At 53.8% G+C, this 25124-nt stretch carries 15 protein-coding genes; 14 read left to right on the plus strand and 1 reads right to left on the minus strand.

Features of this window, described 5'->3' with window-relative positions:
* The first annotated feature begins 137 nt into the window (after positions 1-137).
* The 12 genes from R50912_RS08365 (at position 138) to R50912_RS08425 (ending at position 21280) form a co-directional block, all read left to right on the plus strand.
* Positions 138-638, plus strand: coding sequence for a MarR family winged helix-turn-helix transcriptional regulator (locus R50912_RS08365; protein WP_042233925.1), 501 nt, complete (start codon positions 138-140; stop codon positions 636-638).
* Between the two features lie 604 nt (positions 639-1242).
* On the plus strand, positions 1243-5208 hold the full coding sequence (locus R50912_RS33170; protein ID WP_052416105.1) for a X2-like carbohydrate binding domain-containing protein: 3966 nt from the start codon (positions 1243-1245) through the stop codon (positions 5206-5208).
* Positions 5209-5463: 255 nt separating this feature from the next.
* Positions 5464-7755, plus strand: a complete 2292-nt coding sequence (locus tag R50912_RS08375) for a helix-turn-helix domain-containing protein (protein WP_042233927.1) — start codon at positions 5464-5466, stop codon at positions 7753-7755.
* Between the two features lie 1095 nt (positions 7756-8850).
* The gene (locus R50912_RS08385) at positions 8851-9735 is read left to right on the plus strand and encodes an ABC transporter permease (protein ID WP_042233931.1); all 885 of its coding nucleotides are present in this window, start codon (positions 8851-8853) and stop codon (positions 9733-9735) included.
* Positions 9736-9750: 15 nt separating this feature from the next.
* Entirely contained in the window at positions 9751-10656 is a 906-nt protein-coding gene (locus R50912_RS08390; protein ID WP_042233933.1) for a carbohydrate ABC transporter permease, read from the plus strand.
* A gap of 94 nt (positions 10657-10750) precedes the next feature.
* A complete protein-coding gene (locus R50912_RS08395; RefSeq protein WP_042233935.1) occupies positions 10751-12430 on the plus strand; it encodes a type 2 periplasmic-binding domain-containing protein in 1680 nt (559 codons plus the stop codon).
* Between the two features lie 119 nt (positions 12431-12549).
* Complete coding sequence (locus R50912_RS33175; protein WP_052416108.1) at positions 12550-13779, plus strand: SGNH/GDSL hydrolase family protein; 1230 nt, start codon at positions 12550-12552, stop codon at positions 13777-13779.
* Positions 13780-13934: 155 nt separating this feature from the next.
* Positions 13935-15689, plus strand: coding sequence for an alpha-1,3-galactosidase-related protein (locus R50912_RS08405; protein WP_052416111.1), 1755 nt, complete (start codon positions 13935-13937; stop codon positions 15687-15689).
* 2 nt (positions 15690-15691) lie between these two features.
* Entirely contained in the window at positions 15692-16225 is a 534-nt protein-coding gene (locus tag R50912_RS08410; protein ID WP_042233937.1) for an HAD family hydrolase, read from the plus strand.
* 161 nt (positions 16226-16386) lie between these two features.
* Positions 16387-18459 carry an alpha-galactosidase gene (locus R50912_RS08415; RefSeq protein WP_042233939.1) on the plus strand — a complete coding sequence of 691 codons (2073 nt, stop codon included), beginning with the start codon at positions 16387-16389 and terminating at the stop codon, positions 18457-18459.
* A 3-nt stretch (positions 18460-18462) separates the two neighbouring features.
* Positions 18463-20796, plus strand: a complete 2334-nt coding sequence (locus R50912_RS08420; RefSeq protein WP_042233941.1) for a glycoside hydrolase family 95 protein — start codon at positions 18463-18465, stop codon at positions 20794-20796.
* A gap of 229 nt (positions 20797-21025) precedes the next feature.
* Entirely contained in the window at positions 21026-21280 is a 255-nt protein-coding gene (locus tag R50912_RS08425; RefSeq protein ID WP_042233942.1) for an Atu4866 domain-containing protein, read from the plus strand.
* 66 nt (positions 21281-21346) lie between these two features.
* Here the strand turns inward: R50912_RS08425 and R50912_RS08430 are convergent, their stop codons facing one another.
* On the minus strand, positions 21347-22228 hold the full coding sequence (locus tag R50912_RS08430; protein WP_231637804.1) for an AraC family transcriptional regulator: 882 nt from the start codon (positions 22226-22228) through the stop codon (positions 21347-21349).
* A gap of 161 nt (positions 22229-22389) precedes the next feature.
* Here R50912_RS08430 and R50912_RS08435 point away from each other — a divergent pair, with 161 nt between their 5' ends.
* Together R50912_RS08435 and R50912_RS08440 are read left to right on the plus strand one after the other, a co-directional pair.
* The gene (locus R50912_RS08435) at positions 22390-23127 is read left to right on the plus strand and encodes an SDR family oxidoreductase (RefSeq protein ID WP_042233945.1); all 738 of its coding nucleotides are present in this window, start codon (positions 22390-22392) and stop codon (positions 23125-23127) included.
* Positions 23128-23500: 373 nt separating this feature from the next.
* Positions 23501-25039 carry a response regulator gene (locus R50912_RS08440; RefSeq protein ID WP_042233948.1) on the plus strand — a complete coding sequence of 513 codons (1539 nt, stop codon included), beginning with the start codon at positions 23501-23503 and terminating at the stop codon, positions 25037-25039.
* Positions 25040-25124 lie beyond the last annotated feature (85 nt).

Genomic DNA, 25124 nt, shown 5'->3' on the forward strand with positions numbered 1-25124 from the left:
AAACTACCTTTTATGTATAATACACAAATAGTTTAAACACCACAATATTTTTATTTTTTTGCCAGGAGAGAATAGCGGTTTGTATTGATTTTCACATGTTAGGTAGGTAATCTAATGGTATAGATCGGAGGTGTCTCATGAGTGTCCAGGACAGCCGGGAAAGGCAGCTGCTTATCGCACTGGAAAATATAAAACGCCTAACCCCCCGTCAGCAGAGCCTAGACTCTATCCCGCATGGAGAATTTGTAACGATGTTTGTCATTCATGCAGCCATGAAGCAGCAGGAGGCGGATGAACAGGAACGGGGAGGCCCGTGCCGCGGCCTGATGGTCTCCCGGTTAAGTGAGCTGATGCAGGTCAGCCGGCCGACGGCTTCACAAATGGTCAGTGCGCTGGAAGAGAAGGGATACATTGAACGTGTAATGTCCGAAACCGACCGCAGGGTCATTTATATCTGCCTGTCGGCCAAAGGCCAGGCGGTATTCGGCAGCAGAATGGACCGTTATTCGGGTGTGCTGGCCGAGATTATCGATAAGGTGGGTGGGGAGGAGATTGATCAGCTGATCTCAACCTGCGGCCGTCTGATGGAAGCCGTGAACGAGGTGCGGCCACGTGTGATGGGGAATCCGTCCGAATGAGCCGGAATCCGGGTAATTTATAACCCTGTAAGCTGTAACCCTGTAAGCGATGAAGACTTTAAACCATAAATTCCACTTTTGTTAACCGTCTGATTTCAGGCGGTTTTTTCTGTTGCTTGATGTACCGCAGATTGTGCAATGTCCTCTCCACAGCAGGCAATTTCTGCTGGGTCCACACGGTAAAGAAGAGAAGGGCAGCTAAGTGGAAAAACGACATCTATTAACGCAGAAACTTCTGTATACGGTAGATTAGTTGGAGAAATAGCATTTGCTGCCACACGGATCGGAGAAGAACGAGGGAAAAGGAAAAATTAGGCGGAGAAAATCCAACTAATCTCCGAGCACCATTCACCATCACAAGGAGCAATAACTGCAGGAAAACTGGATGCCCGACTGAGTTTTGTCCCCCGCGAACAGGGGCAGCTGTACGCCAAACACCGCAGATGTACCTATTCAAGGAAGGCGGCAACCGCCTATGATCAACTCGTATGGAAAGCGCTATCATTATTCGCCGTTCCACCATGAGTAAGCAGAGAGCATGCAATGAGCAAGTTGCGGCAGAAATGGAAAGCGCTTTATATATTGCCGAGGGGAGCTGGGGTATTTGAAGTCTTTGGGTAAGAAAATCGGCTTGTGTCTGCTGATGCTGAGCATGACAGCCGCACAAACCGGACTTGCGGGAACCGGGCAGAATGTGGCAGAGGCAGCTGACAAGGAACTGGCGCAGAAGCCTTATATGGGCTGGAGCAGCTTCAGTATGCAGGTGTATGAGCCTTCAGGGAACTGGATATCGGCGGACAGCATCAAGAAGCAGTCGGATGCCATGCATGAGAAGCTGCAGTCGCACGGCTATGAATACATTAATATCGACGCAGGCTGGAACGGCAGTATGGATGAATACGGCAGACCGGTTCCTAGTACGGAACGGTATCCGGACGGTTTTCAGGATGTCATCGACTATGTCCATAACAATGGGCAGAAGATCGGAATCTATCTGATTCCCGGGTTGTCCATCGACGCCTATAATCAGAATCTTGAAATCTATGGAACTGCCGGTGAATGCCGGATGCAGGACATTGCCGTGCAGCCGCTCAAGATCGTGGATGCCTGGAATGCTTACAGCTACAAGATCGATTTCAGCAACCCCTGCGCGCAAAAGTATATTGATTCCATCGCCGATATGCTTGGCGAATGGGGGATCGACTTCGTCAAATTTGACAGCGTAACTCCGGGGTCGGGAATCAACAATCTGAGTCTTGATGCACGCGGCGATGTGGAAGCCTGGTCCAAGGCTTTGGCCCGGCATGACATCTGGTTCGAGCTCTCCTGGGCGCTCGATCATAATTATGTGGACTTCTGGAAGAAATACGCCAACGGCTGGCGGATCCAGTGGGATGTTGAAGCCTACGACAGCAATGTGGGATTAACCCAGTGGGCCAATATCGCCCGGCTGTTCCCGGATGCTGCCGTATGGTGGCGGGATGCCGGTCCCGGCGGATGGAATGACTTCGATTCGCTGAATGTCGGGAACGGAGCAATGGACGGTCTGACCAAGGATGAACGGCAGACAGCCATGACCTTCTGGGCGGTGTCTGCGGCGCAGCTCTATATCGGCAACGACATGACCCGGCTTGACGACTATGGCCTGCAGCTGCTGACGAATGACGAGGTCATTGCCGTCAACCAGTCCGGGCGTCCTGCCCATCCGGTGTCGATGGATACGAAGCAGCAGGTCTGGTATGCGAATAACGGCGACGGTACCTACAATGTGGCGCTGTTCAATCTCGGCAGCCGCAGTGCAGCAGTGGAGGTGAAGTGGAGCGATATCGGACTCGAAGGTCCCGCTTCTGTCCGCGATCTCTGGAGCCACACGGAGCTTGGAACCTTCGAGGACGGTTACAATGCAGGTGCGCTTGAACCGCATGCTTCGCGGATGTTCAAAGTGACAGCCAAGGAGGGCACCTCGATTGTTAACGATGATGATACCGGACTGCGCTACACCGGCTCCTGGCAGCGTAACGGCGGGAAGGAGCAGGTCCCCGGCAGCCAGGATATGAATATTAGCATCACGGATTCCTCCCCGGCTCCGGGTGAAGGAGAGCCGGGGGACGGCGGGCAACAGGGAGGCGGAGCTGGAGGGGAAGCTGGAGCAGATCCGAGTGATCCGGGAACAGGCAGCGGAGCTTCGGTTACCCGTTCAGTCTATGTCAACGACAGCAATCCGGCTATTGCCTACAGCGGCTCCTGGTCAGCCTCGACCGGCAGATCTGCCGGAGACCACAGGGCGGATGTGCACTATACGGAGCAGAACGGGGACTATTTTCAGTATACCTTTAGCGGTACGGGAATTGAGCTGCTGACGGAGAAGGACCCGGCACAAGGCGATATGCTGGTGTATCTGGACGATGCCGCAAGTCCCGACCGGGTGAGCACGTATACGTCCGGAGATAAGGAGGCCCAGCAGATAGTATATAGCGCAACTGGGCTGGCGGAGGGTGAACATACTCTGAGGGTGGTCAAGGACTCCGGCCAATATATGCTGCTTGATGCGCTGCGGATTACGGCAGGCCAGCTGATTAATCCGCAGGCAGGCAGCTTCGACAAGGCCCCCGGCAACCAGGCGGATCTGGTGGTTGCACTGGCGGCCGGCAGCGACTCGCTGCTGGCAATCACGAATAATGGCGTTGCCCTGCTGCCGGGCGCCGATTACACCGCTGACGGCAGCACAGTCATCCTGAATAAGGAGTATTTGTTCAACCAGCCATCCGGCCGGACGGAGCTGGCGCTTAGCTTCGACGGAGGAAGCAGCGAGCTGTTCACTGTCCAGATCACAGGCTCCTCTACAGTACGCTACGAACAGATCAACAATGATGATCCGGGAATTACCTATAATGGCTCCTGGTCGCGCAGTACAGGAAGAAACATGGGAGATTACAAGGATGATGTGCAGTACACCGAGATTAATGGTGATTCCTTCGAGTACGCCTTGAGCGGGACAGGGATCAGTCTGTATACCGAAGTAGACAGCTCGCAGGGGGATATGGATATCTATGTCGATGGAGAATTCAAAGAAACCGTAAGCGCGTACCGGAACGGCCGGCTGGCCCAGCAGAATCTGTACAGCATTTCCGGTCTTCCGGAAGGCATTCATACATTGCGGGCAGTGAAGAAGTCAGGCCGGTTCATGCTGCTGGATATGCTGAAAGTGGAAATTCCCGACCTCGTTAATCCTGTGGAAGCTGTCTTCGACAAGGCAGCTGCGGCTCAGGCCGATATAGACGTGACGCTGCTCCGGCAGCCGGGCCTGTTCGGGGGTATCCGCAAAGGGTCTTACACGTTGGTGGAGGGTACGGATTATACACTCTCCGGCAGTACAGTCACGCTCGCGAAGTCCTATCTGGCCGCTCAGCCGGCTGGAACACTTACGCTGACCTTTGAATTCAGCGGTGATTATCAGAACGATGTGCATTACACAGAGCATGATGGTGATTATGTCGAATATGCCTTCACGGGTAGCGGGATTTCACTCGTAGGGCCGACAGGCCCTGAACTGGGAGACATTGAGCTGTACGTGGACGGCGAACTGCGGCAGACAGCCAGCGCCTATAGCGCGAACCGGCAGATCCTGCAGAGTATTGTCGTGATTACGGGACTGGAGGCAGGCTCGCATGTGCTGAAGGCCGAGAAGAAATCAGGCAGTCTTATGCTGGCCGATCAGTTAAGAATCACCTTGCCGGCTGCTAACGAGGGTCCGGGTGAAGAGCCGACGGCAACACCGGCTCCAAGTGTAACGCCGGAACCTGCTGCAACGCCGGAAGCTACAGCCACACCACAGCCCGGAGCCACCGCGCAAACCGGAGGCAATCCGGCTCCGGCAGCAACCGCTTCACCTGCAGTGACCGGGACGCCTACACCGTCTCCAGCAGTGGCTCCGTCTTCTACGCCGGGCATTGCAGAGGAGCAGCATGCTGCATATGCCAAAGGATATCCGGACGGCTTGTTTAAGCCAGACCAGAAAATTAACCGCGCCGAGATGGCGTCACTGCTGTTCGCAGCCATCACTCCGGAAGCAGGCGGAACAGCGGCATCGTTCAGTGATGTAAGCGCAGATTACTGGGCAGCGGCGGCGATATCCGCTGTGGCCGAAGCCGGATTTATGACTGGCTACAGTGACGGCAGCTTCAGGCCCGGGAAGCTGATTACCCGTGCCGAGATGGCGAGTCTGGCAGCCGTACTGATACCGGCAGACACGGCAGACACGGCGGCAGGCCGCGGATTCCCGGATATTGCCGGGCACTGGGCAGAGGCAGCCATCCTGAAGGCGCAGGGTGCCGGAATATTGAGCGGCTACAGCGACGGCAGCTTCAAGCCCGGCAATCCGTTAACGCGGGCAGAGGCGGTTACGGTGATTAACAGACTTACCGGCAGAGGACCATTACGCGGGATGGCAGTTACCCCGTGGCGGGATGTTCCGCTTACCCACTGGGCTTATGCTGACATCATGGAGGCTTCGGTGAATCATGCCTGGAAGCCTTCAGACGGAGGGGGTGAGCAGTTCAGCGGCTCCTGATTCCTAGATTTCTAACATCTGACAAGGTTATCATCCGCTTGCACTGCCGCTCGCGCGAATCTCGCGCCGGGCGGCAGTGGTCTGCAGCGAGATCGGAATTACTAATAAAAAGCAGTGATGCCGGCCTGCATCGCTGCTTTTTATTAAATTCCCGATTGCCGCCGCGCGGGGGCGCACGACAAAAGCTTGACTGGACGGCAAATTGTTTTAAGCTAATATTATGATAGCGCTACCAATAGAGGGGAGAATCTTACCATGCCCAAGTACTCCAAGGTGTTCCGCAGATTTCTGATCTCCTATCTGGTCATCTTAATTATTCCCAGCATTGGGGGCTACATGTCGTACCAAACTTCAATCTCTGTAACCCAGTCCATTTCGATTGAGAATAGCGTGACCCAGCTGGAGAAAAGCCAGGAGATTCTGGAGCGCCGCATGGCTGAGGTTGAAGGGCTTACCCGGCAGCTGGCCATAAATCAGGAACTGAATGTACTGATGAATGAACAAGGCCGTGAAACGAATGTGTTCGGGATCTGGAGAGCAATGCGCAATGTCCTGACCTTCGGACAGACGAATGATTTTTTGCAGGACTATTATATTTATCTGGCTAATTATGATCTGGTGCTGACTGCCGGCTCCTCCTACCGCCCGGATCATTATTACGAGATCTATCACTACAAGGATCTCCCGCTGGAGGATTGGAAAAAGGAGATTCTGGACCGTACGCACCGGAGTGAGATTAAGCCGCTGAGCGCATACGTAAGTAAAGGTACGTCAAAGTCAGTGATTACTTACATGCAGTCGCTGCCGCTGGACAGCTTCAATAATTCTTCGCCGGCTGTCGTGGTGGTTAATATTGACGAGAAGATTATCGCCAGTCTGCTGTCCGGGCTGACCGAGCGTGCTGGAGGCTGGGTACATATCAGCGATGCAGAGGGCAATACGATAGTGCTGCAAGGGCAAAATGATGCTTACGTGGATAAGCTGGCTGCTGATCCTTTTTTTGACGCGGATAAGGTAAGCCAGTTCTACAGGGATGATCTCGTGATCACGACCCGCTCCGGCACGAACGGCTGGGTGTACCAGGCGGGGATTCCCCGCAGTGTGCTGATGAAGAACGCGAATACTATTAAGCATATGACTTGGCTGATTACAGCTGGTGCCCTATTCCTCGGTCTGTTGGCCGGGCTTGTGCTTGCCTATAGAAACAGTATGCCGATTAACCGTCTGCTGGCCGTGATGAAGGAGCAGTTCGGCAAGGAGGATAGCCCCGAGCGCAATGAATTCGACTTCCTGAGCGGGAATATCGCCGACATGATTACGAAGAACAAGCTGCTGGAGACCGAGCTTAACCGTCAGCTGCCGCTGGTCCGGGATGCTTTTCTTAAACGGCTGATCGCCGGGGAATTCGAATCCAGGGAAGAGATTGTCTCGGCAGCCGAGCAGGCGGATATCGGACTGGGTGAAGGAACCGGGTATGCGGGAATTCTGCAGATCAAAGGGTATTCCGGTATGGACAGTGTTGAAATCCTGAATGAGCTGAATGCGGCCAGGCTCCTGCTGAAGCAGACGTTTGCCGAGCTGGCGGGTCCGCTCCCGATGACAGATATGGGTTCGGACAAAATAGTCATCCTGTTCTTCTCCAGCACAGCTGACGGTGGGCCGGCGGGCAAGGAAGATGGGATGGAGCTCCTGATGGATCAGTGGGTTCAGCGGGTGTTTGAGGAATACCGCATTTCAGTGCAGGGCGGCTTCGGGGAGTATTTCTCGTCGGTTACAGAGGTTAGCCAGTCCTTCGAGCAGGCCAGACAGGCACTGGAATATGCCGTATATACGAACCGTAAAGGAGTCATGCGCCATCAGGAGGTGCAGATTGAGAATACGACCTATTATTATCCTCTGGAGACGGAGCAGCGTCTGATCAGTACGATCCGTGCCGGCGAGCTGGCCGAGGCGGAGCGGATTATTGACGCTACTTTTGCGCAGAATCTGGGGCCCCGCGAGCTGTCTATGGAGATGAAGCATCAGCTGATCGGGGAGATGAAGGGCACCTTCCTCAAGCTGCTGGATCAAAAAATATTCATGGAGTCCCCGCTCGGTGAGAGCATCAAACGTCAGATTATCGACATTGACACCTCGTCGCCGATCGAGAGTATTCAGGCAGAATTCCTTGAGCTGACCGGAGAGCTCTGCGGATTCATCACCAACAAAAAGAAGGATGCGCACACCCAGATCATCAAGCAGATGTACCAGTATACCGCAGAGATGTACGCCGATACCGAGCTCACCCTGTACCGCGTCGCTGAGCATGTGGAGCGGCCCGAGAAATATATCTCGCAGCTGTTTAAGGAAGTGACGGGGGTGAATTATTCGGATCACCTGATTAAGGTACGGATGGATGAGGCGGCAATCCTGCTGAGAGAGAGCCGGTACACGGTGGATGAGATCGCGGCCAGAGTCGGCTACAACAGCTCGCATTCTTTCCGGCGGGCGTTCAAGCGGCTGACGGGCATTTCGCCGAGCACCTACCGACAATCGCATGGCGAATAGTATTGATATCACATGCTTAAGCGGCTGCAGCTGTCCATGGTCCGGACGCGCGGTCGTTTTTTTATTTTCTGGTAAAGTACATCGTTAGAAAAGAACACCATTCAGATAACTGTTGATAAAACAAATTTTCTCATTTTAAATTAGTACCAAGTTGAGGTAGCCGGAAATAGCAGCTGCCTTTAAATGCCCGGAAAGTGGGCGGGATGGCAGTATGAGAGGGATAAATCCCTTTAAATGCGCCGGAAGTGGGCGAGATGAGGAAATGAGGGGCAGAAGTGCCCCTGATTCCGCCAAAAGTGGGCGGGAGGAGGAAATGAGGGGCAGAAGTGCCCCTGATTCCGCCAAAAGTGGGCGGGAGGAGGAAATGAGGGGCAGAAGTGCCCCTGATTCCGCCAAAAGTGGGAGGGATGAGGAAATGAGGGGCAGAAGTGCCCCTGATTCCGCCAAAAGTGGGCGGGAGGAGGAAATGAGGGGCAGAAGTGCCCCTGAATCCGCCAAAAGTGAGCGGGAGGAGGAAATGAGGAGCAGAAGTGCCCCTGAATCCGCCAAAAGTGGGCGAGATGAGGAAATGAGGGGCAGAAGTGCCCCTGAATCCGCCAAAAGTGAGCGGGAGGAGGAAATGAGGAGCAGAAGTGCCCCTGATTCCGCCAAAAGTGGGCGGGAGGAGGAAATGAGGAGCAGAAGTGCCCCTGATTTGGACAAGGGATAAGCGGAATCCTGGATGTAAGCGTATGCAATGGCCCCCGGAATCCGGGTGAACTGTACGCAAAATACGGAAATGTACCTGTTCAAGACCGCCACCGGACCTTATGATCGAGTCGTGGAGAAAGCGCTATCACACAATTTAGCCATTCAAACTTAAACACCTGCTTCCCCAGCAAGTTTTACGCAAAATGAACCAACAAAGTAATACGGAAACCAATCACACGCTTCCGAAGCGATTTTTGCACGAGGTACAATCATGAGCACAATCCAACGCAGTACACGCTGGCACAACTTTAGGGGGGGATTAATCTGGAGAAAAATCTGATTTTAAACAACAAGCCGGCTCCCCGGAGCAAAGGCCAGAGCTGGCTCTCGAACGCCGGAAAAAGCATGCTGAAGCACTGGCAGCTCCATCTGCTGGTCATTCCGCCTTTACTGTTTTTTCTGATCTTCAAGTATTATCCGATGGCGAATGCGGTTCTGGCGTTCAAGGATTATAACGTGATCAAAGGCATATGGGGCAGTCCATGGGTAGGCTTCAGGAATTTTGAACTCTTTTTCGAGAATCCGATGTTCTGGACGCTGGTGAAGAATACCATTCTGCTTAGCGGCTTCCTGCTGCTGGCGGGGTTCCCGATTCCCATCCTGCTGGCACTGATGATCAACGAAATCCGCGGCGGACGGTTCAAACGGTTTGTCCAGCTGGTCTCCTTCGCTCCTTACTTTATCTCGACGGTGGTGATGGTATCGATTATTATGCTGTTTCTCGCTCCGCGCCTCGGCTTCGCCAATATTGCCCTGAATTTCTTTGGGCTGCAGTCGGTGAATTTCCTCGGGGAGCCCGGCATGTTCCGCTCAATTTATGTCTGGTCCGATATTTGGCAGACCGCAGGCTATAGCGCCGTAATCTATCTGGCCGCCCTGGCCGGCATCGACCCTACGCTGTACGAGGCCGCCAAGGTGGACGGAGCTTCACGGTTCCAGAAAATCCGCCACATTGACCTTCCGGGCATCGTGCCGACAATTGTGATTATCCTTATTCTGAATGTGGGCAACGTGATGGCGATCGGTTTTGAAAAGGTATATCTGCTGCAGAATCCGCTGAATATCGTCAATTCCGAGATCATCGCTACGTATGTGTACCGGATCGGCCTGCTGAATGCCAATTACAGCTTCGCTACCGCCGTCGGCTTATTCAATTCCTTAATTAATCTGGTCCTGCTGCTCACGGTTAACGGCTTGGCCAAACGAATCACGAACAACAGCATCTGGTAGGAAAGGAGTGCTCGTATGGCCGCTTCACCAGCAATTTCCCAAAAAATCAAAGAATCCACCGGTGACCGGATCTTCCTCACTGTGGTCTATACGGTGCTCATCCTTGTGGTGATAGCCGTACTGTACCCGCTTATCTTCATTATCAGCAGCTCCATCAGCAGCCCGGCGGCTGTAACCTCCGGCCGGGTGTGGCTCTGGCCCGTCGATATTTCCTTCAAGGCGTTCAAGGTGCTGTTCAGTACGCATGAGATTGTTTCCGGCTATGCCAATTCAATTTTTTATACGGCGGCCGGCACACTGATCAGCGTAACCCTGACGGTTATGATTGCTTACCCTTTGTCGCGCAAAGCGTTTTTTGGACGGAATGCGTTAATGATGATCATTACGTTCACGATGATCTTCAGCGGCGGGCTGATCCCCACCTATATGGTGGTCCGGCAGATGCACCTGATCGATACCCGCTGGGCGCTCCTGATTCCGAATGCTATCTGGGTGTGGCAGGTGATCATCGCCCGTTCTTTCTTCCAGGCCTCGATTCCGGAGGAGCTGCTTGAAGCCAGTGAAATTGACGGCTGCAGTGACATGCGGTTCATCCGCAGCGTAGTGCTTCCGTTATCCAAGCCGATCCTTGCGGTGCTGGTGCTGATGTACGCCGTCGGACAATGGAATTCCTATTTCGATGCATTGATCTATCTGAAGTCGGCGGATCTGTTCCCGCTTCAGCTGGTGCTGCGCAGCATTATTATCCAGAACAACAGTGCCGGAGCGATGGATGCGATGGCGATGGTGGAACGGCAGCAGATGGCGGAGCTTCTGAAATATGCGCTGATTGTTGTGGCTACGCTGCCTGTGCTGGTGATTTATCCTTTTGTACAGCGTTATTTCGTTCAAGGGATGCTGGTCGGGTCCGTTAAGGGCTGAGGCCTGGCATATACACCTGCAAAGGGGGTGAGTTCATCCGCCGGCAGCAAGAAATATCCACCCTGTTCAACTCAAAAAAAGGGAGTGATTGATTTTGAAGAAAAGCCTTATTAGTTTGTTAATGCTGGTAACGGTACTTACTGTTGTGATCAGCGGATGCTCGGGCAAAAATACAGACAGCTCTTCGGGCGCCCAGGCCACTAGTGGGAATGCAAGCGAAAATACACCGGCGGCAACGGAGCCTGTTGAAGTCAGCGTCTTTGCCGTTCAGGAATCGGGCATTGATATTCCAACCAATAAATTCACCACCTTCCTTCAGGACAAATTTGGCATCAAGTTCGACTGGCAGATCAACCCGTCTGACGGAGCCAAAGAGAAACGCCAGATCTCGCTGGCCAGCGGCGACTATCCCGATGCGTATCTGCTCACTGCCTACATTGATGAATTCTCGCAGGGCGATGTGCTGAAATACGGCCAGCAGGGCGTTCTTGTGCCGCTGAATGATCTGATTGACAAGTATGCACCCAACATTAAGGCAGCGATGGAAAAAACGCCTGCGCTGAAGACGCTGAACACGGCGCCGGACGGCAATATTTACGGGCTGGGTGCTTACACGGAATGCTTCCACTGCTCTTATCCCAATAAAATGTGGATTAACACCGAATGGCTCAAAAAGCTGAATCTGGAAGAACCGAAAACTACCGAAGACTTCAAGCAGATGCTTGAAGCATTCAAGACACAGGACCCGAACGGCAACGGTAAAGCGGATGAAGTGCCGCTCAGCGGTTCCACCGAAGATTTCGGTGTACGGATTATTCCTTATCTGATGAACAGCTTCGTCTATGACGATGACCGCAATTACCTCAACCTGACACCTGACGGCAAGGTCGAATCGGCAGCCATCAAGCCGGAATGGAAAGAGGGCCTGACCTATATCAAATCCCTGTTCGATGCGGGGCTGATTGATCCGGGGGCCTTCACCCAGAATGCTGAAGCGTTCAAGAAAATCGGCGAGAATGCCGATGCGGAAATTCTTGGCGCTGGTGCGGGCATGCACCCTGCCATCTTCATCAACATTGATCCGGGCAACACGCGTTCAGCGCATTACAACCCGCTCGCTCCGCTTACCGGTCCTTCCGGAGTCTCATTTGCTACACATGATGCAGGCGGTGTATCGCCGGGAGCCAAGTTTGTCATTACCAACAAAGCGAGTGAAGAAGCACAGATTGCTTTGATCAAAATGGTGGATTATATGTTCACGCCGGAAGGCCAGACCAACTCGGCCAGCGGGATGAAAGGCATTGACTGGACCGATCCGGGTGAAGGCGATGTGGCACTTGGCAAAGATGTTACACCGGTGATCAAGCAGATTCCGATGAAAGAAGGCGAAGCGCCGCGCAATGCAGGCTGGAGCGGAATGGGCCACTTCTATATGCCGAAGGAATACCGCGATACCTTTGTCCAGGGAACCGATATCTATGCTTCGAACGGCTACGAACGCAGACTGTATGATGCATCGCTGCTGTATCAGGGCCATGAGCCGAGGGACTTGTTCCCGCTGTGGTCCATCTGGATTGATCCGACCGACATCGATGAAGCTAGTATGCTGCAGACGAACCTGAGAAACTACATTGAGCAGAACGAACTGCAGTTCATTACGGGCAACAAGGACTTGAACAAAGACTGGGATGCTTATGTAAAAGGCTTGAAGGATCTGAAGCTGGACCGCTACCTGGAGATTCTGCAGAAGGCTTATGATGTGTCAGCGAAATAAAGCCGGATAGTGCGGAAACGCGGGCGGCCTGAATGCTGCAAAACGGATGCCGGCCTCCTTGGCCGGCATTGCTGTCTGTAGGTATGATGTATCCATTTATTGCTTCTGGAGGTGAACTCATGGGCTACAAGAACAGCGGCGGCAATCCAGGTATGACACCGCGCCGGGGACTGCCCGGGATGAGAAGTAAGCTTGCGGGGAATGCCCCGCTTACAGCCGCTTTTCTGGGCGGCTCAATTACGGAGGGGGCAGGCGCTTCAGATCCGGATGCCGCCAGCTGGCGCGCGTTGACTGGGGCGTACCTGCAAAATTTATATGCAGGCCATCCCGTACGCTGCATCAATGCCGGGGTCGGCGGGACTACCTCCACCTTCGGTGCACACCGGCTGCAGGAGCATGTGCTGCGGCACGGGGAGATAGATCTGCTGTTTGTAGAATTCAGCGTCAATGACGGGGAGGACCGTGAGGAGTCCATTCGCGGTATGGAGGGAATTGTCCGCCAGTGTCGGCGGCTGTCACCGGAGACGGAGCTGATCTTTGTGTACACGGCAGCCGACAAGAATCTGACCGGTTACAAGCCGTTCAATATCGCCGTACATGAGGAGGTGGCCGATCATTATGGCATCCCGTCGATTGACTGTGCGGCAAAGGTGTACACCATGATCCACACAGGTGAGCTGAATTGGAAGAGATTCGCTCCGGATGGATATCATCCGCTGGATGCTGGGCATGCGCTGTATGCCGGCTTGGTGCAGGAGTACTTGCACCAGGCGATAGTGCCATGCGGCGTTCAGCCGGGATGGCTGGAGGAAGCAGGGCGGGAAGCGGGAGCGGAAGTGGCGGTGCCTGGAGAGGAGGCAGGGATGCAAGAGAATGCGCTGCTGATAAAGGAAGCAGATGAAAAGGCGCTGCTGCCCGCTCCGCTGGACAGCCAAAATTATGAATATGGCGGGCTGCTGGATTACAGTGCCGCTGCCTATTCCGCAGGCTTCCGCATACAAGAGCTCCAGCCTGGGGAGCCGCTGATGAACTGGCGGTTCTCTACGGAGCATGCCCATACAGATGATCCGCAGGAGGAATTCACCTTCACGGTGACGGGACAATGTGCCGGGCTGGTGCTGCTGTACGGGCCGGACTCGGGTATTGTGGAATACTCGCTGAACGGCGGACTTTTCGCTGAAATTAATCTGTTCGATGACTGGTGCCTGAATGCTTACCGTCCTATCCTGGCGTTATTCCCGGTTCAATTGGAACGCGGGGTGCTGCGGATTACCGTCCGCAACACTGAGCACAAGGACAGTCGGAGTACCGGGACCGGCCTGCGGGTACTTAAGCTGCTCTATAATTGACTAGTGCTGCTCAGCCAACTGATGCAGTTCTGTTCTCTGTAACTAGTGCTGCTCGGCAGCTGAATTATCTCTGTTTTCTGTAACTAAAGCTACTCAGAAGCTGCAGCAAGTCTGCAGCTAATGTGCTGTCTGCTTCATAACCATTCATCAGGGAGGTGGAGGATATTCATCACGTAGTTCATCCCGTAGACGATGACCAGCCGGTTCACCGGACGGTGCTGCGCCTCACCGATTTCGGCGCGGTTCCGGATTCAGGCGGGGATACCCAGCCTGCGATGCGGCGGGCCATAGAAGCCGCAGGCAGGCTGGAAGGACCGGTGCTGCTGGATTGCCCGCAGGGCAGCTATCATTTCTACCCGGATCACGCACTCCGGGTTCCTTACTGCATCACCAACACGGCAAGTGAGGAAGAACATCCGGATGTGACCAAGACCGCCGGTCTGCTGCTGAAGAGGCAGCATCAGCTGACGCTGGAAGGGAACGGCTCGCTATTCGTCTTCCACGGCAAGCAGACTATGCTGATTCTGGACGAATGCACGGACCTGGAAATCCGCAACCTGCATCTGGATTACAGCCGGCCTACTGTAGCCGAGATGACCGTGGACTGCTGCGGTACTGACTGCTGCGAAGTCACCGTTCATCCGGATTCACGGTATGAACTGAACGGCGGCAGGCTGGACTGGATCGGCGAAGGCTGGCGGTTCCGTGAAGGTCCGATGCAGATCTGCGATCTCCTGCAGAACATAACCTGGCGGACTGAGAACTGGCTGGCAGAGGCGCGGCATGTCGAGGAGATCAGCCCGCACAGGCTGCGATTCTATTTCGCATTCCAGCCGGATGCTGCCCCGGGGAACGTCCTGCAGGTCAGGGACGGCATCCGTGATCAGGCCGGAATCTTCATCACGGAGAGCTCCGGCGTTACGTTTCTGAACGTAGGGATACATTTCATGCACGGGCTGGGGATCGCAGGCCAGTTCAGCCGGGATCTCAGCTTCCTGCAGCTGGATGTGTCACCGCGTCCTGAAACCGGACGGACCGTAGCCGGATTCGCCGATTTCATTCATCTGTCAGGCTGTAAGGGGCGGATTCTGATTGAAGACAGCCGCTTTATCGGAGCACACGATGATGCCATTAATGTTCACGGTACCTATCTGCGGATTGTGGGGCAGCTGGCGGAGGATGCGCTGAAGGTCCGGTTCATGCATCCGCAAACGTATGGCTTCCTAGCTTTTCACCCGGGGGACGAGATTGAGTTCGTCCGCGCGGATTCCCTGACAGCTTATGCTGTCAGCCGGGTTGCCAGTGTTCTTCAGCTGAATCCGCGTGAACTGATGCTGACGCTGGACGGGCCGGTCCCGCCGGGTATCGGCGGGACCGATGTCATTGAGAATGTCACCTGGACCCCCGAGCTGGAGATCACGGGCAATGCTTTTGCGCGGATTCCGACCCGGGGGATTCTGGCAACTACCCGGCGCAATACGGTAATCAGCGACAATGGATTTGAGCGGATGCAGATGAGCGCCATTCTGGTCGCTGCCGATGCGGAGTCCTGGTATGAGTCCGGGGCAGTCAGGGATATGACGATTACCGGGAACCGGTTCATTGCATGCGGCAGCCGCGAAGCCCCTGTCATCGACATTGCTCCGGAGAATAAGGAAGCTGACAGGGATGCACCGGTGCACCGGAATATATGCATAGAGAATAACATCTTTGAGATTATGGATGCCCCTGTACTCAGTGCCAAAAGCACGCAGGGACTGGTGTTCAGGCACAACGATATTGTTGCTTTGGCGGCAGATGGCAGGGATAAGGGCAGGGATAAGCACTCCAGTCTTGAGGAGGCAATCCGGCTGACAGCCTGCAGCGGGGCAGACATCTCTGGGAATTCATTTGATGTGGAGGAGCAGTGAAGATGCAGAAGAAGCCGGTTATCTTTCTGGACAGCGGAGACACGCTTATCGATGAAGGCACGGAGCTTCGCGACGGGGAGGGCATTGTTATCTGTGCACAGCTCATTCCGGGGGCGGATATGCTGGTCAGGACGCTTTTCGAGCGGGGATACCTGCTCGCGCTGGTTGCTGACGGAGAGGTCCGGTCCTTTGACAATATCTATTCGCAGAATGGACTGGATCAATATTTTTCGGCGAAGATCTATTCAGGGCATATTGGGGTAGAGAAGCCGGATCCGAGAATGTTCAGAGCGGCAGCTGATGCGCTCGGGCTGGGGCCGTCCGATTATTCCCGGATTCTGATGATGGGCAATAACCTCAGTAGGGATATCAGGGGAGCCAATGCACTGGGGATGATCAGCGTGTTTCTCAGCTGGACGCCGCGTTATCCCCTGGTCCCCGCAGATGAAGAGGAGGTACCGGATTATACAATCAGTGAACCGCTGCAATTGCTTGAGCTGGTGGAACGATTAGTCGCGGAGCTGCGGCCAAGCTGACTGAAGGGGCTTGGGGGAAATGCGTCAGATCGCGTTATAGATCGGAAGATCGCTGCATGGCAACCGGATAGTTCTGTTTTTATAATGAGATCAGACTTTGAGTGCAGGTCCGGGAGATCTGCCGCCTGCAAGGTTCAAAACGCATAAAAGGGAGGCAAATCATGCGAACTGACAGCGAAATTGGCGTACACGTAGAACTCAAAGAAGGGGTTCTGGTCCGTATAAATAATGGCCTGCTGGAGCTGGACATCGATCTGGCGACAGGGGAGGCTTCCTGCACCAGCAGGAATTCCTCCGAAGTGAGGGGGATGCGCAGCGCATACCGCTGGAACGGCCGGGAATATCATACCGGAAGCTATGAGAGCCATCAGCTGAAGGAGCAGCACGGGATTGTTCAGGACGGATTCGGCAGAGGCATTCATCTGATTGTCCTGCACGAGTCGGCAGAGCTTCCGCAGCTGGAGCAGCATTTTTATATTTATGAGCAATCCGCATTTGTCCTGCTGCAGAGCGTAATGGCCAGTGATTCGGAGCTCCGGATCAATCGTATGGCAGTCCTTCAATCCGGGGAAGTGTCCCTGGACGGGGAGTCCGGACCGGCGGATGTAAGTGTGCTGCGGGTGCCTTATGACAATGACAAATGGGTCAGATATACGGTGGAGAAGCCGCCGCTCCAGACGGAGAGCTACGAAGTAACAGCATTGTTCCGGCCGGACAGCCGCCGCGGAATAATTCTCGGTTCCCTCACCCATAAGGTATGGAAAACCGGAATTAAGGTGAAAAGCGGGCAAGCCGGAGGAATCTTGGATTTGGAGCTGTACGGCGGTGCCGCAGGCGAGATGACCCGCGACTTTCAGCCGCATGGATATGTTAAGGGGACGCGTGTAGAATCACCGCTGGTATGGCTGGGCTTCTATGAGGATTACAGAGAAGGTCTGGAAGCCTACGGACGGGCCAACACCTGGATCGAAGCTCCGCTGCCATGGGCAGGAGGGGTGCCGGCCGGCTGGAACAGCTGGTCCGCCGCGATGAGCAACCTGGATTATGACCTGTACACTTCAACCAGTGATTTCCTGAAACAGGAAGTACAGCCGCTCGGATTCCACAATGAGGACACGCTGTACATCAACTTCGATGCTTTCTGGGACCAGTTGACACCGGCCGAAATGGCGGATGCGCTGAACGTGGTGCGGAACAACGGCCATAAGCCCGGCACCTATTGGACGCCTTTTGCCTTCTGGGGCAGTCCCGCCCAGTTCGGTAAGCCTGTTGAAGGGACGGACGGCAAATACACGTACGCCGATATCCTTCTGCGGGACAGTGAAGGCGAGGTTCTGCCCGATGTGGACGGCGGTCTGGCTATTGATCCTACGCACCCGGGCAGCGTACTGAGAATCGACTGGTTCACGGACAAATTCATTGCTGAGGGATTTGAGTATATCAAGCTGGATTTCCTCGCGCATGGTGCGCTGGAGGGACAGCACCACAATCCAGAGATCACCACCGGGATTGCGGCTTATCATTACGGGATGTCGTACTTGCAGCAGAAGCTCTCACCGGAAGCGGCAGGCCGACCATTCTTCATCAACCTGTCTATCGCTCCGCTGTTCCCGTATGCATTCGCGCACAGCCGCCGCGTATCCTGTGACGTCTTCGGTACGCTTAAGGACACGGAGTACCTGCTCAACTCACTGACGCATGGCTGGTGGATGAATAACACGCTATACCGCTATAACGATCCCGACCATTCGGTGCTGTATAAGAGCTTCAACCAGGAGCCGACCGGATGGCATGAGGGAAGAAGCCGGATGACGGCTTCGGTCATTGCAGGTACGGTTCTGCTGCTGGGCGATGATTTCCGCAAGGAGGAAGCGGCCATCCGGGCCAAGGCATGGCTCGGTAACAAGGATATCATGGATGTGGCCCGTCTCGGGAAGACCTTCCGGCCGGTTGAAGGCGATCTGGGCGAGCGGGCTTCCGATGTCTTCGTGCTTGAAGCTGCTGAAGAGGCAGCCTTCTATCTGGCTGTCTTCAACTTTGATGATGCACAGGATGCGCATAAATCCGTCCCGCTTGCGCGCGCCGGGCTGGATGCCCAGGCGGCTTACATTCTTCAGGATCTGTGGGAAGGCACGCAAGGAGAAGTATCCGGTGGTGAGCTTTCAATAACACTGGAACCGGCAGAATCGAAAATTTACAAGCTGATTGTAAAGACAGGACAGACAGGAGAATGAGGGATGAACGACTATAGATTGTGGTATTCGGCCCCCGCGGAGGGCTGGGCTCAGGGGCTGCCTCTGGGTAACGGCAGATTAGGGGCCGTAGTGATGGCTGCCCCGCACCGTGAAGTGTGGAGCATGAGCGAGGTTACCTATTGGTCGGGACAGACTGACCCGGTGCCTGCCTCCGGAGGGGGCAAGGCTGCGCTGGAAGAGATGCGCCAGCATTTCTTCAGCGGCGACTACGACGGTGGCGACCGTCTTGCCAAGCAGCATCTGCAGCCTAAGAAGCAGAATTTCGGTACGAACCTCGGATTATGCGAGGTGGTGATTGATTTCGCGGAGCAGAAGCAAGAGCAGGTATCAGCGGAAACCGGGCACTTCCGGCGGGAGCTGAATCTGACGAACGCGGTGGCTGGAGCCGTGTATCAGGGCAAGAGCGCAGCGCTGCACCGTGAGGTTTTCGCCTCGCATGCCGGCAATCTGGTGGCTTCAAGAATCTGGAGCGGTCTGCCGGGCGAAGTGTCCTTTACGCTGAGTCTGGTGAACGGAACGGAGTCGTTCACAGCGGCAGCCGTGGATGATGAAACGCTGGAATTCAAGAGCCAGGCAACAGAACGTATACACAGCAACGGTGCTTGCGGGGTCCATGCCAAAGGGTTGGTCAAGGTGGCGGTATCCGGCGGTACGATTCATAGCGGGGACGGCAAGCTGACAGTCACCGGAGCCGATGAAGCGCGGATTTACTTCGCCGTCAGCACCGATTACCGCCGTACAGATACGGACTGGGAATCAGACAGCCGCTGCACACTGGAGCAGGCAATGGGCAAGGGGTACGAACTGCTGAGGGAAGAGCATATTGCCGATTACCGCCGGGAGTACGACAAGGTAAGTATTCAGCTGGGCCGCTCAGACAAGGCGGATCTCCCTACCGATCAGCGTATTCAATCCCTGGCCCGGGGCGGCGGGGAGGATCCTCAGCTGTTCGCGCTGTTCCTGCAGTACGGACGATATCTGACAATCACCGGTTCACGGGCGGATTCACCGCTGCCGCTGCATTTGCAGGGCATCTGGAATGACGGTGAAGCCTGCCGGATGGGCTGGAGCTGCGACTATCACCTGGACGTTAACACACAGATGAATTATTACCCTACGGAGATTACGAATCTGGGGGACAGTCATCTTCCGCTGATGCGCTATATTGAAGAGCTGGCACAGGCTGGAAGATCGACCGCAAGCCAGCTGTATGGCAGCGGGGGCTGGGTCGCCCATGTCTTCTCCAATGTCTGGGGATTCACACTTCCGGGCTGGGAGACTTCATGGGGACTCAATGTAACAGGCGGACTATGGCTCGCCACCCATCTGATCACGCATTATGAATATACCCTTGACCATAAATTCCTGGAGCAACAGGCTTATCCTGTACTCAAAGAGGCTGCAACCTTCTACCTGGATTACATGTGTGTCCATCCCAAGTACGGATGGCTGGTTACCGGCCCGGCCAATTCGCCGGAGAACAGCTTCTATCCCGGTGATCCCGGTGAAGGAGCGCAGCAGCTGTCCATGGGACCGACCATGGATCAGATTGTGGTGCGGGAGCTGTTTGAATTCTGCCTGATGTCGGCGGAACTGCTGGACAGGGATGAAGCGTTCCAGCGGATGCTGCGGCAAGCTATATCTAAGCTTCCGCCGCTTCAGATCGGCAAGAAGGGCCAGCTGCAGGAATGGCTGGAGGACTATGAGGAAGCCCAGCCGGAGCACCGGCACCTGTCCCATATGTTTGCACTATATCCCGGCAATGGGATCACTCCCGGCCGGACACCGGAGCTCAGCAGGGCAGCCCGAGTGACACTGGAGAACCGGATGCTCCAGAATGAGCTGGAGGATGTGGAGTTCACCGCGGCTTTGTTCGGGCTTGGCTTTGCCAGGCTGCATGACGGGGAGAAGGCCTACAAGCACATCTCCCACCTCATCGGCGGCCTGTGTTTCGATAATCTGTTCACCTATTCCAAATCGGGTATAGCCGGAGCGGAGAGCAATATCTTCGTTATCGACGGAAATTTCGGCGGTACGGCTGTTATTGCCGAGATGCTGCTGCAAAGCCATGCCGATGAGATACACCTGCTGCCTGCTCTTCCGGCCGCCTGGAGCACAGGAGCGGTATCCGGCCTCCGTGCCAAGGGGAATGCCGAAGTGGACGTTGCCTGGCATGACGGCCGGCTGACAGCAGCCGAGGTCCGCACCTTCTCTCCGGGAATGGTTACGGTACGCTGGGGAGATCAAAGAACTTCCTTCCTGGCAGAAACAGGCGGAAGCTACAAATTGGACAGCCGGCTGGAGCTGTTATCATGATACAGGCGGGGGGCGAAGGTTGCCCCCGTCTTTTCAATTAAATTAAAAAGACCTTAGACATCCACTACAGCGAAGATGCATATTTTGGTTGCCCTTTGTTCTTCTCAATTCCAATGCTGGAGAATTAGGCAATAAAATCATAGATTTCGGCTACCCCAGCATTGGACCTGAATGGAATAATAAAACTGCGGAACCAAATATGAAGTCATGGTAGAAAGGAATGTTTGAAATGAAAATCAACAAAACACCTCCCCATCCGTATATCGGGATGTGGGAAACTACTGATGGTTATGTGCGGCATGAATTGCTGCCTAACGGCCGTTATGATGAGGCGCGCGGGAATCGAAATCATGCTTATCAGGGATGCTATACCATTCTGGGCGATCATATCGAATATGTGGATGATACAGGCTTCACTGCTGACGGTGATTTTCGCGATTCGGTGCTCTATCACGGGGGCATGGTTTTTTACCGGAAAGAGTAGAATAAATATTCAATAAAAAGCGAAAAAAGCACTGCACTCTCAAGAAAGAGAATGTGCGTGCTTTTTTTATTGCGGATTCATTCCCAGGAATCTGCGTACATCCCTAATGGGCGGCTGACCGAACAAGCGGGCGTACTCACGGTTGAACTGCGTGGCACTCTCGTAGCCAACCTGATAAGCAACACTTGTAGCATCGCTCATTGTCGCAAGGAGAAGCCTTCGGGCTTCGGTAAGCCGCAGTCGCTTTTGGTACTGGAGGGGGGTCATGGCCGTTACTTCTTTAAAGCAGGAAAAAAAAGACGATGTGCTCATTCCAGCTGCTTTCGCAAGATTATCCACTCGCATGGGTTCTGTATACTCCCGGTTAATCTGTTCAATCACGGGGACAATTCGCTGGGCGCGGCTGCCCAAGAGAGCGAAGTTCCGTATGGTGTTCCCCTGTTCGGTCTGCAGCATGCGGTAAATAATCTCGCGCACTGCATAAGGGGCCAAGGCAGGCAGGTCTTCTGGAGTATCTAGCAAACGAATTAGACGTAAGATGGCTTCATGAAGTGAATTGCTCATCTGGCCGATAACTAGGGCGCGATGAGATTTATGTCCTGTGTTTTCTGTGAAATAAGGTTGTTGAATTATATCCAGTATTTGATCCATCTCGAATTGAAGCTGCAGAGACAAGTATGGTTTCTCCGGAGAGGCATCAATTACTTGACCGGTAATCGGCAGGTGCACAGATGCGACCAAGTAACTGCCAGGATCATAAAAATAGCTTTCCGGGCCTAACAGTACTTGCTTGGCGCCTTGGGCAATCACACACAGGGATGGCTTGTATACTGCAGGAACCGGCTCGGACACATCGGAAGAACGAACAAATGAAAGAGCGTGATAGGCGGTAATGATAGTTCCGTCCTGTATGGCAAGACGTTCAATTCGTTCGGTCAATTCAGTCAACGGTATTCTCCATTCTGTAGGTCCTTTAATATACTTTATTACTTTTTGGAGAATTAGGCAATTCTTTAGCAGCTTTCGGCTAACTCAGGGTAGGAAGTTACCGCCATAATGAAGATGTAACAACGAGCTTATTTCAATAATTCATAAAGGAGAGATGCTGCATGTCTGAATTAAAAGAGAAAGTAGTGCTTATTACCGGTGCCAGCAGTGGTATCGGTGAAGCAACCGCCAGATGGCTCGCTAAGCGCGGCGCGAAGGTAGTGCTCGGAGCACGACGGACGGACAGGCTGCAAAAACTGGCGGAGGAAATCAGAAATGAGGGTGGTATGGTGGAGTACCAGCTACTTGATGTAACCGATTTTGAGCAGATGAAGGCGATTGTCCAATTTACCATAAATCAATTCGGACGTCTTGATGCTCTCGTAAATAATGCTGGCGTGATGCCGCTGTCACCGCTTGATGCATTGAAGATCGAGGAGTGGAACCTCATGCTTGATGTCAATGTTCGTGGTGTACTGCACGGAATCGGAGCTGTAATTCCGATCATGAAGAAACAGAATTTTGGTCATATCATTAATATCGCCTCTGTCGGTGCCTATACCGTCTTTCCAAATTCAGCGGTGTATTGCGCTACCAAGTTCGCGGTCCGAGCAATCACAGAGGGCCTACGCCAGGAGATGGGGGAGACCATTCGTACAACAGTTATTTCTCCTGGAGTTACCGAATCGGAATTAGCTGATACTATCACAGATGAGTCAGCACGTGAGATGATGGAATCGTTCCGGGCTAATCCACTTCCGGCTTCCGGCATTGCCCGCGCCATTGCCTATGTCCTTGAACAGCCTGCGGAAGTGGATGTGAATGAATTGATTGTGCGACCAACGGGGCACCCGGCTTAAATCGTATACTAGCTTTGAAACAAGAAATATAGCAAATTGTCAGGATAAAGGTATTAGACTCGCATAGCGATTGCAGCCGCTTACGACGGCAAATCATCGCTACAGAGTCTAATGCTTTTTGTTATATGACGAGAGCCAGGCTTGCGTGTAATACCCTTCGCATTTCCAGCAAGAGCTGCTTTTTGTTCCAGAGTAACCGGTAACTCTAGGCAGCGCAGATAATGACTTCCATCGACGATTTTAGAGCAGAAGCGGTATACTCCTAATTAACGAACTATACCTGAAAATGACTTTCTTTGTTCCGGGCCATCGTTGAATGGCAGGAAAAGAATATAATTGGAGTGGAAGCAGGCAGCAAAGAGGGGGGACTCCGGTGTACAGCATTTTTCTGGTAGATGATGAAGCACTTGAACTTGAGACGCTGAGAGACTATATACGCTGGGAAGAGATGGGGATCTATGTCGTTGGCACAGCCGGCAATGGCAGGGAAGCCCTGGAGAAGATAGAGGCTACCCGGCCGGACATTGTGCTTACGGATGTGCAGATGCCCATTATGAACGGCATTGATCTTGCCCATACCCTTAATGAACGTTATGACTGGATTCAGGTGATGTTCTTAACCGGGCACGATGAATTCCATTATGTGAAATCCGCCCTCCATGCAGGAGCTGTCGGATATTTGCTGAAGCCGCTTGATCTGAGTGAAATTGAGAGCGTTATCACCAAAGTGAAGCAGCTCTGCGAGGAATCGCGGATGAAGCTTCGTTCGATAGAGGCTGCCAAAGCCAAGATCCTCAAGGAGCTTTCCTGTGAAAAAAATACGGAACTTGCCGCCGGACTGGCGAACAGCTTCAGTCTGCTGGCACGCCTGCCGGAGACGACCCGTTATGCCTTGGCATTATTCAGCGTTGATCCTAAGGAAGCAGAGGGGGAGCAGCAGAGTCTGGAGGAATGGATGAGCAGGCTGGAGGCTTATCTCGGTCATTTTTTCAAGATGAAGAATGTGGATACGGTCTTTGTACCCTATAAGGAAGGGGAAGTAGGAGTCTATATGGAAGCTGCGAAGCAGCCGGGCCACTATGCCTGGGAGGACCTCGCTGAGGCTATGCGCAGGGCGCTGGATTTCACAGTAACCGCTGCTGTAGGCGGGCAGGAGTCCACTCTCCCCTATATCCATGAATTGTATGAACAGACGCGTGTGATCCTGAACGAGCGCTTCTATGAAGGTGCGGGCAAAATCATTCATGGCGATGCGGTCCGTGGCCAGTTCTACAGCGAACATCTGCCGCCATTTGAGCGGAAGGAATGGTTCGATACGATCAATCAGCTGGATTTCGGGCAGGCTGCACAGCAGCTCCACCGGTATTTCGGGGGATTGGCCACGCTGCGGGTCAAACAAAAAAACATTTGCGACTGGGCCATTAATCTGACGGACGAACTGCTGGCGCTGCACGAGCCGGCCCCTGAAGGCTTCAAGCGCGCGGAGCTGTATCATTCCATCTATAATGCGCTGACGCTGCATGAGATTGAAGATCTGATTCTGGGTACGGCGGAAACTGCTGTGAGCATGCTGGGTGAGCGTTTGCTGGACAAAAATGCAAAGCTCGTCCACAAGGTCCGTACCGTGATTGACCAGCAGTATGATCTGCCGATTACGATCAACAGCCTGTCGGAGCAGGTGTATTTGTCGCCGAACTATTTACGGTCTATTTTCAAGGATAAGACCGGTATGACGATTCACGATTATCTGACACGCATCCGGCTTGGCAAGGCGAAGGAGCTGCTGGCAGACGGCTCGCTTAAGGTTCAGGATATTGCACAGCGTGTCGGCTATGAGAGCACATCGTATTTTATATCCTTGTTTGTGAAGAATCTGGGGGTCACTCCGAACGAGTTCCGTAAAAGTATGTGAGCGTAAGCAAGAAAGATGATTTCCCTTATGAATTGTAAGATTGCGATATGGTGCATTCCCCTCCCGGTTTTTACAATTAGCTTGG

It is taken from the genome of Paenibacillus sp. FSL R5-0912, from assembly GCF_000758605.1.
GTDB lineage: Bacteria > Bacillota > Bacilli > Paenibacillales > Paenibacillaceae > Paenibacillus_AQ.

What these genes read in the sequence shown, in the direction of transcription:
- R50912_RS08365 (WP_042233925.1), top strand. Translation starts at nt 138, where the DNA reads ATGAGTGTCCAGGACAGCCGGGAAAGGCAGCTGCTTATCGCACTGGAA.
- R50912_RS08375 (WP_042233927.1), top strand. Translation starts at nt 5,464, where the DNA reads ATGCCCAAGTACTCCAAGGTGTTCCGCAGATTTCTGATCTCCTATCTG.
- R50912_RS08385 (WP_042233931.1), top strand. Translation starts at nt 8,851, where the DNA reads ATGCTGAAGCACTGGCAGCTCCATCTGCTGGTCATTCCGCCTTTACTG.
- R50912_RS08390 (WP_042233933.1), top strand. Translation starts at nt 9,751, where the DNA reads ATGGCCGCTTCACCAGCAATTTCCCAAAAAATCAAAGAATCCACCGGT.
- R50912_RS33175 (WP_052416108.1), top strand. Translation starts at nt 12,550, where the DNA reads ATGGGCTACAAGAACAGCGGCGGCAATCCAGGTATGACACCGCGCCGG.
- R50912_RS08410 (WP_042233937.1), top strand. Translation starts at nt 15,692, where the DNA reads ATGCAGAAGAAGCCGGTTATCTTTCTGGACAGCGGAGACACGCTTATC.
- R50912_RS08415 (WP_042233939.1), top strand. Translation starts at nt 16,387, where the DNA reads ATGCGAACTGACAGCGAAATTGGCGTACACGTAGAACTCAAAGAAGGG.
- R50912_RS08420 (WP_042233941.1), top strand. Translation starts at nt 18,463, where the DNA reads ATGAACGACTATAGATTGTGGTATTCGGCCCCCGCGGAGGGCTGGGCT.
- R50912_RS08425 (WP_042233942.1), top strand. Translation starts at nt 21,026, where the DNA reads ATGAAAATCAACAAAACACCTCCCCATCCGTATATCGGGATGTGGGAA.
- R50912_RS08435 (WP_042233945.1), top strand. Translation starts at nt 22,390, where the DNA reads ATGTCTGAATTAAAAGAGAAAGTAGTGCTTATTACCGGTGCCAGCAGT.